Raw genomic sequence first — 14,363 nt, 5'->3', positions numbered from 1 at the left:
ATGTCTAGAAACGGTCCTTTGGCCCTCAGTTTCCACGCCCTGGTGGTGGTGTTCATGCTGGCGCCGCTGGTGGTGGTGTGCCTGGTGGCCTTCACCCCGGAAAACACCTTGAGCCTGCCCACGTCGGGCTTCTCCCTGCGCTGGTTTCGCGCGGTGTTCGAGCGCGCCGACTTTATCCAGGCGTTCTATAACAGCCTGGTTCTGGCGTTTACCGCCGCGACGCTGGCCACGCTGATTGCGGTGCCGGCAGCCTTGGCGATCAGCCGTTATTCGTTCCCAGGACGGGATTTTTTCAGTGCGCTGTTTCTGTCGCCGATCATCATCCCGCACCTGGTCCTGGGCGTCGCCATGTTGCGCCTGTTTGCGCTGATGGGCGTGAATGGCAGCTTCACCTGGCTGATGCTCGCCCATGTGGTGATCATCACGCCCTATGTGCTGCGCCTGGTGCTGGCGGCCGCCATCGGTATCGACCGCAGCGCCGAACAGGCCGCAGAATCCCTCGGTGCCGGCCGCTTTACGCTGTTTCGCCAGATCACGCTGCCGATGATTCTGCCGGGCGTGGCCGGTGGCTGGCTGTTGGCGTTCATCAACAGTTTCGATGAGGTGACCCTGTCGATATTCGTCAGCTCACCGGCCACGCAAACCCTGCCGGTGCGCATGTACGTGTACGCCACCGAGTCCATCGACCCAATGATGGCGGCGGTCTCGGCGCTGGTGATCGCGCTGACGGCGGCGACCATGATTCTGCTCGACCGGGTGTACGGCCTGGACCGCGTGCTGGTGGGGAAACACTGATGGCCCTGTTCAAGCGACTCGCTGAAACCCAGCGCCCTGCCCTGGCGTTCACCCTGGACGGCCAACCGGCCGCAGGCCTGCTCGGCGACACCCTGCTGACGGCCATTCTGACCTGCGCCGAGCACCTGCGCGGCAGCGATTTCAGCGCGGAGCGCCGTGCCGGTTTCTGCCTGATGGGCGCCTGCCAGGACTGCTGGGTGCGCCTTGCAGACGGGCGCCGCGTACGCGCCTGTTCGACGTTACTGGAAGAGGGCCAGGCGATCAGCCGTGAACCGGGGCGCCACGCATGAAACCGATTGTGATTGTGGGCGCAGGCCCGGCCGGCATCACGGCGGCGCGAACCTTGCTCGAGCATGGCATCAAGCCGTGCCTGATCGATGAAAGCCTGCGCGGCGGCGGGCAGGTCTATCGGCGCCAACCGATGAATTTCCAGCGCTCGGCCAAGCAGCTTTACGGCTTCGAAGCGGGTAAGGCCCAGGCCGTGCATCGCACCTTGGACGAGCTGGCACCGCTGATCGACTATCGCCCCGACACCTTGGTGTGGAATGCCGAAGACGCCTGCCTGGACACGCTCACAGAGGGCCGTGCCGAGCGCGTCGAGTACTCGCGGGTCATCGTCGCCACCGGGGCCACCGACCGTATCCTGCCGGTGCCAGGCTGGACCTTGCCCGGCGTCTACAGCCTGGGCGCCGCGCAGATTGCGTTGAAATATCAGGGCTGCGCCATCGGCGAGCGCGTCGCGTTCTGTGGTTCGGGGCCCTTGCTGTATTTAGTGGCTTACCAATATGCCAAGGCCGGCGCCAAGGTTGTGGCGGTTCTAGACAGCGCGCCGTTAAGCGCCCAATGCCGTGCGCTGCCGGCGCTGCTCGGGCAGCCGCTGACCCTGGCCAAGGGCGTGTACTACCGCGCCTGGCTGACCGCCCACGGGGTTGCCGTGCATCAGGGCGCAACCCTGCGACAGATTGACGGCGAACAGCGGGTCAGCGGTATTCGTTGGGGCGAACAGCGCCTGGCGTGCGACGCCGTGGCCTTCGCCCACGCGCTGCGCAGTGAGACGCAACTGGCAGACCTGCTCGGTTGCGCGTTTGCCTGGAACCGCCTGAACCGGGCCTGGTTGCCGCGCCGCGACAGCGCCGGGCGCAGCAGCGTGGCGCAGGTTTACCTGGCGGGCGACGGTGCCGGCATCATGGGCGCCGATGCGGCGCAATTGGCCGGTGAGCGTGCAGCGCTGGCCGTACTGGAAGATATCGGCAAGGGGGTCGATCAGCGTCGCATCACCCGGCTGGAACAGCAGCTGGCGCGCATCCAGCGCTTTCGCCAGGGCCTGGAAACCGCGTTTCCCTTCCCTGAACAATGGGCCGCGCAGGCCCCGGATGCGTTGACCCTGTGCCGCTGCGAAGAAGTCAGTGTGGGCGAGGTGCGCGCGGTGGTGGATGAAGGCCACTGGGAGATCAACCGGGTCAAGGCCCACTGCCGCGTCGGCATGGGCCGCTGCCAAGGGCGCATGTGCGGGCTGGCGGCGGCGGAGATTGTCGCCGAGCGCAGCGGGCGGAGCATTGAACAGGTCGGGCGCCTGCGTGCCCAGGCGCCGATCAAGCCGCTGCCGTTCGGCGTGCAGGTGCAGCCGTGATCGACGTTATTGTGTTGGGCGGCGGGATTGTTGGCGCGTCGGCGGCCTTAATGCTTGCGCGCCAGGGTCAGCGGGTGGCGCTGGTCGAGCGGGATTTTTGCGGCTCGCATTCCAGCGGCGTGAATTACGGCGGCGTGCGGCGCCAAGGACGGCCCTTGCATCAGTTACCGCTGTCACAGCGCGCCCATCAGTTGTGGGCCGACCTGCCTGGATTGATCGGCATCGACGGCGAATACGTGCGCTCCGGGCATCTGAAACTGGCGCGCAGTCATGGGGATTTTGCCGCGCTTGAAGCCTATGCCGCGCACACCCGTGGCTTTGGCCTGAACCTGCAATTGCTCGATTACACCCAGTTGCGCGAGCGCTTCCCGTGGGTGGGCGACATCGCAGTGGGCGCCTCGCTCTGCCCCGACGACGGCCACGCCAATCCGCGCCTGGTATCGCCGGCCTTCGCCCGAGCGGCGCAACGCAGTGGCGCCTGCGTTTATGAGCAGGCAGAAGTGAGCCGCATCGACCATGACGGCCAGCGCTTCCAGGTGCATTGCGCCAATGGCCTTCACCTGCAGGCGCCATGGCTACTCAACTGCGCAGGTGCGTGGGCCGGCAGCGTCGCCGCGCAATTTGGCGAACCGGTGCCGATGATCTCGGCACACCCGGCGATGTTAGTGACCGAGCCGTTGCCGAGGGTGATGAACGTGAGCACCGGCGTCGAAGGCGGCGGCATCTATGCGCGGCAAGTGGCGCGCGGCAACTGCATCCTCGGCGGTGGTCGCGGCTTCGCCCTTGGCCCGCAGCAGGCCCGGCCCGGCCACGCGGCGGTACTGGAGATCCTGCGCAATGCGGGTGAGCTGTACCCATTCCTGCGGGGGGCCCAGGCCATCCGTACCTGGAGCGGCACCGAAGGTTATTTACCCGATCATGAACCGGTGATCGGCCCCAGCAGCACCCAACCCGGCCTGCTCCACGGTTTCGGTTTTGCCGGCGCCGGGTTCCAGCTCGGCCCTGCGGTCGGTGAAGCCCTGGCAGAGATCGTCTGCTCGGGTGCCAGCCGCCAGCCCATTGAAGCGTTTTCCATCCGTCGTTTCCAAGCCTGAGAGGAAAAACCCCATGAACCCACGTACCGCGCTGTCCTGCTTGTCCCTCGCCTTGCTCGCGTCCAATGTCCATGCCGCGCCCACGCTGTACCTGGGCATGAACGGCGGCACCATGGAGCGGGTTTACGCCGATAAAGTGCTGCCCGCCTTCGAGAAGGCCAACAACGTCAAGGTGGTGATTGTGCCGGGCACCTCGTCGGACATTCTTGCCAAGGTGCAGGCCAACAAGGACAACCCGCAGATGCATGTGATGTTCCTCGACGACGGCATCATGTACCGCGCCATCTCCATGGGCCTGTGCGACAAACTGGCGCCCAGCCCGACCCTGGAGCAGATCCCGGCCAAGGCAAAAATCAAGGACCAGGCCGTGGCCGTGACCCTCGGCGTTACAGGCCTTGGCTACAACGCCAAAATGTTCAAGGAAAACGGCTGGGCCGCGCCCACCTCCTGGATGGACCTGGCCGACCCGCGCTTCAAGGAAAAAGTGGTGTTCCAGTCCCTGGCCTCCTCCACCTTCGGCTTGCACGCTTTCCTAATGTTCAACCGTATCCAGGGCGGCAGCGAGGCCGACGTGGAGCCAGGCTTCAAGGCGTGGCCGAAGACCGTCGGCCCCAACGTGCTGGAATACATCGCCAGCTCGGCAAAAATCTCCGAGATGGTGCAAACCGACGAAGCGGCGATCTTCCCGCTGACGCCGACCCAGGTTGCCACCCAGAAACTGCTCGGCGTGCCCATGGAATATGCGCAACCCAAGGAAGGCGCAGTGGTGCTGAACGTGGCCGAATGCGTGATCGCACGCAATGACCAGCCGGAACTGGCGCAAAAACTCGCGGCGTTCCTGCTCAGCGCCCAAGCCCAGGCGCCGGCACTGGAAGACGGTGACCAGATCCCGTCAAACCCGACCACGCCGACCACCGACAAGACCCGCGCACGGGTCGAGGCGATGCAGGGTTACCTGCAGACGGCGATTTCGATCAATTGGGACCAGGTCAACCAGGCACGTCCGGAGTGGAACGCGCGATGGAGTCGTTCGATCGAGCGTTGATCACAACGGCACGAAGGGCAGCGCGCGTTTGTGCGCTGTCTTGCTGTAGGCCGCCTCGACTAATCCCCTCACCCGCTCACTCACCGGCTCGCCCATCAGGTAGGCGTCGATTTCTTCATACGAACAGCCGTAGGCGTCCTCATCCAGTTTCCCCGGTGCCAGTTCTTCAAGGTCTGCGGTGGGCGGCTTGTACGCCAGGTTCGTTGGCGCGCCGAGGGCCGTGGCCAGCAGGCGCACCTGGGTTTTGGTCAACCCAGACAGCGGCGCCAGGTCGCAGGCGCCGTCGCCGAATTTGGTGAAAAAGCCCATCAGCGCTTCGGCCGCCTGGTCGGTGCCGACCACCAGACCATTGTGCAGGTTGGCGACCGCGTATTGCGCGATCATGCGCGCACGGGCCTTGACGTTGCCCTTGATGAAATCGAGTTGGGCGGCGCTGGCCTCGGCAGCGGCCAGGCTGGCCATCAGGCCGTCGACACTGGCCGCGATGTCGAGGGTGTCGATATGGTCCGGCAGGATAAAGTCCAGGGAAGCCTGGGCATCGTGTTCGTCGCCCTGGGTCTTATAGGGCAGACGCATGGCGATAAAGCGCGCGGCGTAGTCTTCTTCGCGCAGTTGCTGCGCCGCCAGCTGGCACAGGCGGCCGGCGACCAGTGAGTCGACACCGCCGCTGATGCCCAGCACCAGCGCCTTGCAGCCTGAATCGCGCAAGGTGGTCTTGATGAAGTCGATACGCCGTTGAATCTCCTCGGGCTCGCCACCTTTGCCCAGCGAGCGGTTGACGTTCAGTTCACGCGCGATCCGTTCTTGAGTTTGCATGTCATTCCTCCACGCTACCAACGTTGAATACTTGTGCCGCGTACTGCAAAAACGACGGGTCTTCGCAGACGTTCTTGACCGGGTCATCGGAGAATTTCACCACCGGCTCACCGTGTACCCGCACCAGCTTCATGACGATACTCAGCGGCTCGACGCCGTCCACATCACAGGCCAGGCTGGTGCCCATGCCGAAGCCGAACCGCGCCTTGCCACGGATGTGTCGCAGGATCGGCAGGCATTTTTCGAAATTCAGACCATCGGAGAACATAAGGTCTTTGGTCATGGGGTCGATGCCGAGTTCCTTATATCTGGCCAGGACTTTGTCGGCCCAGGCGATGGGGTCACCCGAGTCCTGGCGCAGGCCGTCGTAGAGCTTGGCGAAGTACAGGTCGAAATCCTTGAGGAAGAAATCGGTGCTGATGCAGTCGGTCAGGGCCATACCGAGACGGCCACGGTACTCGCGCACCCAGTTCTCCAGGGCGGCGTTCTGGCTTTCGCGCAGACGGCCCAGTTGCTGATGCACCATCAGCCATTGGTGGGCCATGGTGCCGATCAGTGGCAGGTTGAATTCGTAGGCCAGGTGCGCATTGCTGGTGCCAAGAAACTGGCCGGGAAAGTCGCGGCGCATGATGTCGACTACTTCGCGCTGGGCCTTGAATGACAGGCGCCGACGGGTGGAGAAGTCGGAGACGCGCAGGTCGGCAAGTTCTTCGCGGCTGAGGTTCTTCTCCAGCCAGTCGAACTTCTGATACAGCTTGCGGGTGACGTCTTCGAGGGTCACATCAGGGTATTTGTCGCGGTTGCGCAGTTCGCTGACCAGCGCCAGGACCGGTTGCTCGAACATGATGCAATGCAGCATCGGGCCGATCACGCGGATGTTCAGTTGGCCGTCTACTTCACTGACGTGGATATAGCGCAGGTCGAAGCGAAACAGGCCGAGGAAGCGCTCGTAATCCGGCGTGAGGTATTCGCGAAAACGCGGGTTGAACAGGAAGCGCAGCTCGCCTTCGCGCATCTGCAGGCCGGCAAGCTTTTCCAGCTCGGTTCGCAACGCCGGGATCAGGTGGCCAAGTTTTTCCCTGGAGCGGACGATGAAGTTGTATTCCACGTCTACGTTGGGATGCTGGTGCAGCACCGCCTGCATCATGGTGAAGGTGTAGTAATCGGTGTCGAGCAAGCCCTGGATGACCGGGGGTTTATCGTCATACGCGCTTTCCATGGTGAGTCTCCTTAACGCGTGGCCATCGCGGCCAGTTCTTCGCGGGTACTGCTGATGACAGCGCCGGCCTCGAGCAACGCATTGACGGCCTGAACCCCGCCCGCCTCAGTGATGCTCCGACACGCCGGCAGGTGCAGCACCACTTGCAGCCCGGCCTTGAGCAGTTGCAAGGCGGTGGTCTTGACGCAGTAGTCCAGGGCCAGGCCACCAACGATGACGCGCACGACACCGTGGGCCTTGAGGTATTCGATGACGCCCGTCGACAACTTGTCGTGCAGGTCGTGGTAGCACGCGCCGTAAGGGTGCAGGTCGGGTTCGACACCCTTCCAGATGAAGTAGTCGTAGTCATACGGGGTGGGCAACTCATCCAGCAAGGTGAAGCCCTCGGTACCGGGTACGCAGTGGCTGACCCAGGTGACATCGGCGTGAACGAGGCCCGTGGGTTGCAGCATCTGGCTGTGCTGCGCGACCACCCAGGGCGCGTGTGGGGTGTGGGCGTCCTTGCTGCCGACACGATGCCCGGCAAGGCTGGCCATGTAGTTGAGCTCGGCGCCGATCAGATCTCCGCCGACGACGGGCAACTCGTCGGGACACAGCGGCGTGAAACTCTTCTGGGCGTCGACATCGAATGAAGCGATGGCAGTTTTGGCGAGGGTCATGGTGATTCTCCGGTGGCCTGGAAACAAAAGTACATGTCATGTACTTTCATTGCAAGAAACATTTATTTACCGGTACTTCAGCAAGTACATGACATAGCGGTTCGATCCGTTAGACTGTGCCCCACCGCCGTTCAGAAGGACTTCACATGCCACTTAGCGCCTACCTCCACACCGTCGACCTGTGCGCAGTGTTTTACTGCCGCGCCTCGGGCGAACTCAAACTGCTGCTGAACAAACGTGACGCCGAGCCCTTCGCCGGGCATTGGGCGCTGCCGGGTGTGCTGGTCAATGGCGGCGTGCAGGATCTGAGCCTCAAGGATGCCGTGGAACGGTTGCGCGCCAGTGACAAAGTCGGTCTGGAGCTGGCCTGGAGCGAGCAGGTTGGCACGGTGGGCGATGCGTTTCGCGACCCGCGCTGCTGGTCGTCGTCCACTTACTACCTGGCGATTGTGGCAGACGAGGTAACGCTGAGTGAACATCAGGCCTGGTTTTCCCTCAACGCGGTGGCGGACGGCAGCATCAAGCTGCCCTTCGATCACAACCTGATCGTCGCGGCGGTGCAGGAACGGCTGTTGTCCAAAGCGCTTTACAGCAGCTTGCCGCTGATGTTTCTGGGCAAGGAGTTCAGTGCGCCGCAAGCGACCGCGATCTTTTCCCTGGTACTGGCGCGGCCGGTGCTCAAGACCAGCGTGCGCCAGCGCTTGTTGAAGCTGACGCAAGCGGGATATTTGCGTGAGACGGGGCGCAAGAAGCAGGGTGAAGGCGGCAGGCCACAGGCGACGCTGGAGATGTTGAAGCCAGGAGAGATTTACTTCTTCGACCGCAGTTTTGCCGAGTGACCGGACATGGAGATCCACGGGTGACCGATGGTTCTAGTTCATCCAATTGCCACCATCGACGTTGTAGGTCTGTGCAACCACATAGTCAGCCTCCTTCGAAGCCAGGAAGATCGCCATGCCGGTCAGGTCTTGCGCCGTGCCCATCCGCCCATAAGGCACCTCGTCGCCTACCCGCTTTTTCTTCTCGCCCGGCGCCAGGCCCTCATGCCTGGCGAACAGCGCATCCACCCCATCCCAGTGCTCACCGTCCACCACACCCGGGGCGATGGCATTGACGTTGATGCCCTGTTTGATCAGGTTCAGCCCCGCCGATTGCGTCAGGCTGATCACGGCCGCCTTGGTCGCGCAATACACCGCCACCAGCGCCTCGCCGCGCCGTCCGGCCTGGCTGGCCATGTTGATGATCTTGCCGCCGTGGCCCTGGCGAATCATCTGCCGCGCGGCGGCCTGCAGGGTAAACAGCGTACCGGCGACGTTGATTGAAAACAGCCGGTCATAGCTGTCGCGGGTGATGTCGAGGATGGGGGCCAGGTCGAACAACGCCGCGTTATTCACCAGGATATCCAGCTTGCCGGCATGGGCGACCACTGCGGCCATGGCCGCGTCGATGGAGGTTTGGTCGGTGACGTCCATCGCCACCGCATACGCCTGGGGGCCCAGTTCGGCCGCCGTCTGCTCGGCGCGCTGCAGGTTGATATCGGCAATGGCGACGGTGGCGCCTTCCTGGATATAGGCCTGGGCAAACGCGCGGCCAATCCCCCGCGCCGATCCGGTGATCAGCGCGCTCTTACCTTCAAGTCGTTTCATCGAGGTGTCCTGTGGAATTACTTCGGATAACCGGCACGCTTCATCTCGCGCTCAGTGGTGGTCTGCGCCTGCTGCAGCGCCTGGTCGACCGTCATGCCGCCGGTGAGCGCTGCCGAAAACAGTTTGCCGACGGAAGTGCCGATGGCCTGGAATTCGGGAATCGTCACGTACTGGATGCCCACGTACGGCACCGGTTTGGCCGAGGGGTGCGCCGGGTCGGCGTGCTTCATCATCTGCAGCGTGACCTGGGCAAACGGCGCCGCGTTCAGGTACGCCTCGCTGTAGGTCGATTGCCGCGTGCCTGGCGGTACGTTGGTGATGCCTTCTTTTTCAGCGACCAGCTGGATGTAATCCTTGGACGTCGCCCAACGGATAAAAGCCTTGGCAGCGTCTTTGTGCTTGGAGGTGGCCGGGATGGCCAGCGACCAGGCGTAGAGCCAGGAAGAGCCCTTATCGGTGACCTCGGTGGGCGCCGCAGCGAAGCCTACGCGATCGGCGACTTTGCTTTGGCCGGTGTCAGTGGTGAAGGAGCCGGCGACGCTGGCATCGACCCAGATCGCACACTTGCCGCTGTTGAACAACGCCAGGGTTTCGTTGAAGCCATTGCTCGACACGCCCGGCGGGCCGTATTGCTTGAGGCTGTTGACGTAGAAATTGGCCGCAGCCGTCCACTCGGGGCTGGTCAGTTCGGGCTGCCATTGCTCATCGAACCAGCGTGCGCCGAATGCATTGGCCATGGTGCTCAGCAACGCAACGTTCTCGCCCCAACCCGCCTTGCCGCGCAGGCACAGGCCATATTGATCTTTGTCCCTCACCGTCAGCTTGGCGGCGAATTCGCCGAGCTGGGTCCAGGTTGGATTCGCGGGCATGCTCAGGCCGGCTTGCTTGAACAGGTCGGTGCGGTAATAGGTCACGGTGCTTTCGCCGTAGAACGGCAAGGCGTAGAGCGTGCCATTCACCGACAGGCCCTGGCGCACCGAGGGGAAGATGTCCTCAACATCGTAGTCGGCCGGCAGGTCGGTCAGTGGCTCCAGCCAGTGTTTGGCGCCCCACAGCGGGGTTTCGTAGGTGCCGATGGTCAGCACATCGAACTGCCCGCCCTGGGTGGCGATATCGGTGGTGAGGCGCTGGCGCAGCACGTTTTCTTCGAGCACCACCCAATTGAGCTGGATGTCCGGATGCTGCGCCTGGAACACCTTGGACAGGCGCTGCATGCGGATCATGTCGCTGTTATTGACCGTGGCGATGGTCAGGGTGTCGGCGGCCTGGCTGGGCAGGCTCATGGCCAGGCTGGAGAGCAGCAACAGCGTTTGGGCAAGCTTGGCTTTGCGGGTTGATAGCATGGCGGTGTCCACCGGTTGTTTTTGTTGTTGAGCGCCGATTACAGCAGCTTGGGCCGGTTTCTCACAAACCCCTGGCGGATGCCCGACCGATACTTTTTTAACCGGTGTCCCAGGCGCAAAAAAGTATCAGTGTGGGGCGACGCCGGGGGTAGCGCCAGGCCTGCCGAGGCGGGTATTTTGGTGGGCATCCAACGCACAAGAGGCAGCCGCATGCCCATCCGCGCCCCGCTGTTCGAGCACCGTCCTGCCGAACTGGAAGTGATCCTGCCCGAACCGGAGCACTGCTTTCGCTGGTTCGAACACGACTATCCGATTGAGCTGGCGCGCTGGAACCATCATCCTGAGTTCGAAATCCACCTGATTCGCCACGGCAGCGGCAAGCTGGTGGCGGGCGACTATATCGGTGCATTCAGTGCCGGGCATGTCGCCTTGATCGGCCCCGACCTGCCCCACGACTGGATTGGCGACGTGGCACCCGGCGAGTGCCTGAGCGGTCGCGACGTGGTGCTGCAGTTCGACGGCGCCGCCCTCCTCGCCTTGCGCAAGGCACTGCCGGAACTCGGCGATCTGCAGCCGCTGTTCGAACACGCGCGACGCGGCCTTGAGTTCACCGGCGAAACAGCGGTGCACGCGGCACGGTTGATGGAAGCCATCGGCAGCGCCCAGGGCCTGCAACGGCTGATCCTGTTCCTGCAACTGCTCGACACCCTCAAGAACGCCCCGCCCCGCCAGTTCAAGGTGCTGGCCAGCCCGCGCTACGCGCCGACCCTGGACCCGCGCAGTGCCGAACGCATCAACAAGGCCTTCGCCTACCTGATGCGTGAACTCGGCGGCGAGGTGCGCCTGTCAGACATCGCCCGGCAACTGGACATGAGCGAACCGGGTTTCTCGCGTTTCTTCAAACGCACGACCGGCCATGGCTTTATCGAGCTGATGCGCAAATTCCGCGTGCAGCGCGCCTGCCGGTTATTGCTGCAAAGCGATATGTCAGTGGCGGATATTTGCTTCGAAGTCGGCTACGCGAACCTGTCCAATTTCAACCGGCACTTTCGCATCGAGATGAACCAGACACCGAGTGAGTATCGGCGCGAGACCGGCAATCATCTGGAAAAAATGACACCCAGTCATTTCTGACCATAAAGACGACTAATCAGGCTTTTTTGCAGGCCTTTCAGACGATTGAGCAAAGTTGGTACAGCCTGTGCAAACGTTTGCGGAACGAACTTGGCCACCAGGTTCACTCCACCCGTGCAATCGGGTTCAAACCGCGTACGAATAGGGATTTTCAATGCACCCCACCTCAACGCCTCGCGCTTGCTTTGGTGTTTCCTTGCTACTGGCCGCCGTTACGGGAGTACTCAGTGCACCCATTTTGGCGCAGGACAAACCCGCCGATGACTCAGCACAGGGCGAAACCCTCAGTCCCGAGGCCAACCCGCCGGCGAAAAAAGGCGCCTACCTGTCGGAATGGTTCAACCAGGACCTGACGCTGATCGGCAGCAAGGACATCAGCTTCGGCCCAAAACCGCAGGATGACGTTTACCTGGAGTACGAGTATTTCGGCCGCAAGGGGCCGTTCGAGCTGTACGGCTACATCGATATGCCGAAGATCCTCGGCATCGGCAATAGCAATGACAAAGGCGCCTGGGACCATGGCTCGCCAGTGTTCATGGAGCATGAGCCGCGAATCTCCATCGACTACCTCGCTGGCCGCAGCCTGGCGATCGGACCGTTCAAGGAATGGTATGTGGCGTTCGACTGGATCTACGACCACGGCAGCAACAAGGAGAACCGCGCCAACACCCTGTACAGCGGCCTTGGCACCGATATCGACACCCACTCGCGGGTCAACCTGTCGGCGAACTTCTACGGGCGTTACCAGTGGGAAAACTACGGCGCCAGCAATGAATATTCCTGGGACGGCTACCGCGCGCAGATGAAATACATCGTGCCCATCGGCAAATTCGACAATGGCGCCTCGCTGACCTACATCGGCTTCACCAACTATGATTTCGGCTCGGACCTGCACAAGGACAACCCGGCGCGCACCGCCAATTCCCTGGTGGCCACCAACGTGTTGCTGTACTCGTTCACGCACCTGCGTTTCACCCTGGTCGGCCGTTACTTTCATAACGGCGGCAACTGGGAGGATGGCAGCGAGTTGAATTTCGGTGAAGGCAACTTCCGCGCCCGCTCAGACGGCTGGGGTTACTACGCCGGCGTGGGATACCAATTCTGATCAAGGAGCTGCAGATGAATACCTTTACCCGCCTCTCGCTGGCCATGGGCCTTGCCCTGCTGCCCCACCTGGTGCTGGCAGACAACGCCGCGCCGATCAAACCCAAGGTCATGCTGATCACCATGTTCGCCCCCGAGGCGCAAACCTGGATAGACCGCCTGGAACTCAAGCAGCAAGTGCGCGTGCCGGGCCTGTCCGCCGAATACCCGGTGATTCGCTGCAACACCCAGGACGTGTGCCTGCTGGTCACTGGCATGGGCCAGACCAACGCCGCCGCCTCGACCCTGGCCCTGGCCTTGTCGCCCAAGTTCGACCTGCGCCAGAGTTATTTCCTGATCGCCGGGATTGGCGGTATCAGCCCCAAGCACGGCACCATTGGTACCGCCGCATGGGCGCATTACCTGGTGGAATTCGGTACCCAGTGGGAGTTGGATTCACGGGATGCACCCAAGGAGTGGCCGACCGGTTATATCGGCATCAACACCAAGGGGCCCAATGAAAAACCGCCGCTGGACTATAAGACTGAAGTGTTCGAGCTCAACCCCAAACTGCAAGCCAAGGCATTCGCCTTGTCGCACAAGGTGGAGCTGACGGAAAGCAAGGAATCCGCCGCCTGGCGCAGGCACTACCCTGCCGCGCCGGCCAACCAGCCGCCGCAAGTCACCCGCTGCGACACCCTGGCCGGCAACACCTGGTTCTCCGGTACGCGCCTGAGCGAGCGCGCCGAGGTGTGGACCAAACTGCTCACGGACAACAAGGGCGAATACTGCACCACCCAGCAGGAAGACAACTCCACTTACGAAGCGCTGCTGCGCGCCAGCCGTGAAGGCTTGGTGGATATCCAGCGCCTGGCCGTGGTGCGTGCCGGCTCCGACTTCGACCGCCCGTATCCGGGCTACAGCGAAGTGGACAATCTGCTCAAGTACGCCGATCAAGGCGGTTTCGTACCGGCATTGGAGAATCTGTACCGCACGGGCAATCCGCTGGTACAGGCGATCCTGAACAACTGGTCGACCTGGGAAAAAGGCGTTCCAGAAGCCTGATGCAGAGCAAAATGTGGGAGGGGGCTTGCTCCCGATAGCGGTGTTTCAGCCACAGATGCAGTGACTGACATACCGCTATCGGGGGCAAGCCCCCTCCCACATTGGACGGTTCAGTTCGCGTTGGCAGCCGCTTTGGCGCATTCGCAGCCCGTCGCCGCAGCGCAGGGTTCACCGTGCGCATGATGCTCGGCGCAGCCTTGGCAGCAATAGCCCTTCCCGTCCTTCATGACCGCGTCGATGCCCAGTACGCATTTGCAGTGTGGGCAAGCACAGGTTTGATCCGGCATGGTCAGACTCCTTCTTCATGGTCGTCGCGGTGCAGCGAACGCCACACCTGAAACAGTGACCCGAGGCGCGGCGCCAAGGTTCAGCGCCGTCAGTCGGCCTGGCGCGTATTGCTGCGATACATGAACACCAGCGCCAGGGCCAGGCACAGCATCGCGACGATCCGGCTGCCGGACAGTTCGATCGCCGGGTTGCCCAGCCAGCCGAAATTGTCGATCAGCATGCCCATGCCCAATTGCCCCACGATCACTGCCACCGTGGCAACCGCCGTACCGACCACCGGCACCGCGCCGACCATTACCATCATGTACACCACGCCGAATAAAGCGCCGGTCAGTTGCCACTTCGGCACGTCCAACAAACTGACCGCCTGGGCGGGCTCGAAGAAAAATATCAACAGCGCGGTGGTTAGCGCACCGACCGCAAAGGTCAGCAGGCTGCTGCGCAATACCCCAACGGTCTGCCCCAGGCGACCGTTGATGGCCGCCTGCACGCTCAATACCGCACCTGCGGCGACCACCACGACCAACAACACAAACAGATTCATCG

16 protein-coding genes are annotated in these 14,363 nt (G+C 62.6%); 9 read left to right on the top strand and 7 right to left on the bottom strand.

Features of this window, described 5'->3' with window-relative positions:
- Genes C4J90_RS11695 through C4J90_RS11675 form a run of 5 tightly spaced genes read left to right on the top strand, consistent with a single transcriptional unit; the run spans nt 1 to nt 4,564 of the window.
- A complete protein-coding gene (locus tag C4J90_RS11695) occupies nt 1–795 on the top strand; it encodes an ABC transporter permease (protein ID WP_124419827.1) in 795 nt (264 codons plus the stop codon).
- Nucleotides 795–1,085, top strand: coding sequence for a (2Fe-2S)-binding protein (locus C4J90_RS11690; protein ID WP_124366768.1), 291 nt, complete (start codon nt 795–797; stop codon nt 1,083–1,085). Before C4J90_RS11695 ends, C4J90_RS11690 begins: the two co-directional genes overlap by 1 nt.
- On the top strand, nt 1,082–2,425 hold the full coding sequence (locus C4J90_RS11685) for an NAD(P)/FAD-dependent oxidoreductase (protein WP_124419826.1): 1,344 nt from the start codon (nt 1,082–1,084) through the stop codon (nt 2,423–2,425). Before C4J90_RS11690 ends, C4J90_RS11685 begins: the two co-directional genes overlap by 4 nt.
- A complete protein-coding gene (locus tag C4J90_RS11680) occupies nt 2,422–3,519 on the top strand; it encodes an FAD-binding oxidoreductase (RefSeq protein WP_124414495.1) in 1,098 nt (365 codons plus the stop codon). The genes C4J90_RS11685 and C4J90_RS11680 overlap by 4 nt, the downstream gene beginning before the upstream one ends.
- A gap of 13 nt (nt 3,520–3,532) precedes the next feature.
- Nucleotides 3,533–4,564, top strand: coding sequence for an ABC transporter substrate-binding protein (locus C4J90_RS11675; protein WP_124419825.1), 1,032 nt, complete (start codon nt 3,533–3,535; stop codon nt 4,562–4,564).
- Here the strand turns inward: C4J90_RS11675 and nadE are convergent, their stop codons facing one another.
- From nadE to C4J90_RS11660, 3 genes are read right to left on the bottom strand one after another with little or no spacing between them, the layout of a single operon-like run.
- Nucleotides 4,565–5,380, bottom strand: coding sequence for an ammonia-dependent NAD(+) synthetase (gene nadE, locus C4J90_RS11670; RefSeq protein WP_124419824.1), 816 nt, complete (start codon nt 5,378–5,380; stop codon nt 4,565–4,567).
- Nucleotide 5,381: 1 nt separating this feature from the next.
- Nucleotides 5,382–6,599 (bottom strand): nicotinate phosphoribosyltransferase, encoded by a 1,218-nt coding sequence (pncB, locus tag C4J90_RS11665; protein WP_124414492.1) that lies wholly within the window; start codon nt 6,597–6,599, stop codon nt 5,382–5,384.
- Nucleotides 6,600–6,610: 11 nt separating this feature from the next.
- Nucleotides 6,611–7,258, bottom strand: coding sequence for an isochorismatase family protein (locus C4J90_RS11660; RefSeq protein ID WP_124414491.1), 648 nt, complete (start codon nt 7,256–7,258; stop codon nt 6,611–6,613).
- 146 nt (nt 7,259–7,404) lie between these two features.
- Here C4J90_RS11660 and C4J90_RS11655 point away from each other — a divergent pair, with 146 nt between their 5' ends.
- Nucleotides 7,405–8,097, top strand: a complete 693-nt coding sequence (locus C4J90_RS11655) for an NUDIX hydrolase (protein WP_124419823.1) — start codon at nt 7,405–7,407, stop codon at nt 8,095–8,097.
- A 33-nt stretch (nt 8,098–8,130) separates the two neighbouring features.
- Here C4J90_RS11655 and C4J90_RS11650 read toward each other — a convergent pair whose 3' ends face one another.
- Together C4J90_RS11650 and C4J90_RS11645 are read right to left on the bottom strand one after the other, a co-directional pair.
- Nucleotides 8,131–8,904 (bottom strand): L-iditol 2-dehydrogenase, encoded by a 774-nt coding sequence (locus C4J90_RS11650; protein WP_124419822.1) that lies wholly within the window; start codon nt 8,902–8,904, stop codon nt 8,131–8,133.
- A gap of 17 nt (nt 8,905–8,921) precedes the next feature.
- On the bottom strand, nt 8,922–10,187 hold the full coding sequence (locus C4J90_RS11645) for a sugar ABC transporter substrate-binding protein (RefSeq protein WP_372237499.1): 1,266 nt from the start codon (nt 10,185–10,187) through the stop codon (nt 8,922–8,924).
- 270 nt (nt 10,188–10,457) lie between these two features.
- On the opposite strand from C4J90_RS11645, the gene C4J90_RS11640 reads away from it, so the two are divergent.
- From C4J90_RS11640 to C4J90_RS11630, 3 genes are all read left to right on the top strand, one after another.
- Complete coding sequence (locus tag C4J90_RS11640; protein WP_124414487.1) at nt 10,458–11,381, top strand: AraC family transcriptional regulator; 924 nt, start codon at nt 10,458–10,460, stop codon at nt 11,379–11,381.
- Between the two features lie 154 nt (nt 11,382–11,535).
- A complete protein-coding gene (locus C4J90_RS11635) occupies nt 11,536–12,486 on the top strand; it encodes a nucleoside-specific channel-forming protein Tsx (RefSeq protein WP_124419820.1) in 951 nt (316 codons plus the stop codon).
- Between the two features lie 14 nt (nt 12,487–12,500).
- The gene (locus C4J90_RS11630) at nt 12,501–13,529 is read left to right on the top strand and encodes a purine nucleoside permease (protein WP_124419819.1); all 1,029 of its coding nucleotides are present in this window, start codon (nt 12,501–12,503) and stop codon (nt 13,527–13,529) included.
- A 110-nt stretch (nt 13,530–13,639) separates the two neighbouring features.
- Here the strand turns inward: C4J90_RS11630 and C4J90_RS11625 are convergent, their stop codons facing one another.
- Together C4J90_RS11625 and C4J90_RS11620 are read right to left on the bottom strand one after the other, a co-directional pair.
- Nucleotides 13,640–13,816 carry a metallothionein gene (locus C4J90_RS11625; protein WP_124362520.1) on the bottom strand — a complete coding sequence of 59 codons (177 nt, stop codon included), beginning with the start codon at nt 13,814–13,816 and terminating at the stop codon, nt 13,640–13,642.
- A gap of 89 nt (nt 13,817–13,905) precedes the next feature.
- Nucleotides 13,906–14,361 (bottom strand): DMT family transporter, encoded by a 456-nt coding sequence (locus C4J90_RS11620; RefSeq protein ID WP_124362519.1) that lies wholly within the window; start codon nt 14,359–14,361, stop codon nt 13,906–13,908.
- Nucleotides 14,362–14,363: the final 2 nt, after the last annotated feature.

The organism is Pseudomonas sp. R2-60-08W (assembly GCF_003852335.1).
Lineage (GTDB): Bacteria > Pseudomonadota > Gammaproteobacteria > Pseudomonadales > Pseudomonadaceae > Aquipseudomonas.
This window is presented reverse-complemented; position numbering and strand designations above follow the sequence as displayed.

Coding starts and splice junctions, on each gene's coding strand:
- C4J90_RS11690 (WP_124366768.1), top strand. CDS start 795: ATGGCCCTGTTCAAGCGACTCGCTGAAACCCAGCGCCCTGCCCTGGCG.
- pncB (WP_124414492.1), bottom strand. CDS start 6,599: ATGGAAAGCGCGTATGACGATAAACCCCCGGTCATCCAGGGCTTGCTC.
- C4J90_RS11660 (WP_124414491.1), bottom strand. CDS start 7,258: ATGACCCTCGCCAAAACTGCCATCGCTTCATTCGATGTCGACGCCCAG.
- C4J90_RS11640 (WP_124414487.1), top strand. CDS start 10,458: ATGCCCATCCGCGCCCCGCTGTTCGAGCACCGTCCTGCCGAACTGGAA.
- C4J90_RS11695 (WP_124419827.1), top strand. CDS start 1: ATGTCTAGAAACGGTCCTTTGGCCCTCAGTTTCCACGCCCTGGTGGTG.
- C4J90_RS11645 (WP_372237499.1), bottom strand. CDS start 10,187: ATGAGCCTGCCCAGCCAGGCCGCCGACACCCTGACCATCGCCACGGTC.
- C4J90_RS11685 (WP_124419826.1), top strand. CDS start 1,082: ATGAAACCGATTGTGATTGTGGGCGCAGGCCCGGCCGGCATCACGGCG.
- nadE (WP_124419824.1), bottom strand. CDS start 5,380: ATGCAAACTCAAGAACGGATCGCGCGTGAACTGAACGTCAACCGCTCG.
- C4J90_RS11635 (WP_124419820.1), top strand. CDS start 11,536: ATGCACCCCACCTCAACGCCTCGCGCTTGCTTTGGTGTTTCCTTGCTA.
- C4J90_RS11625 (WP_124362520.1), bottom strand. CDS start 13,816: ATGCCGGATCAAACCTGTGCTTGCCCACACTGCAAATGCGTACTGGGC.
- C4J90_RS11630 (WP_124419819.1), top strand. CDS start 12,501: ATGAATACCTTTACCCGCCTCTCGCTGGCCATGGGCCTTGCCCTGCTG.
- C4J90_RS11650 (WP_124419822.1), bottom strand. CDS start 8,904: ATGAAACGACTTGAAGGTAAGAGCGCGCTGATCACCGGATCGGCGCGG.
- C4J90_RS11675 (WP_124419825.1), top strand. CDS start 3,533: ATGAACCCACGTACCGCGCTGTCCTGCTTGTCCCTCGCCTTGCTCGCG.
- C4J90_RS11655 (WP_124419823.1), top strand. CDS start 7,405: ATGCCACTTAGCGCCTACCTCCACACCGTCGACCTGTGCGCAGTGTTT.
- C4J90_RS11620 (WP_124362519.1), bottom strand. CDS start 14,361: ATGAATCTGTTTGTGTTGTTGGTCGTGGTGGTCGCCGCAGGTGCGGTA.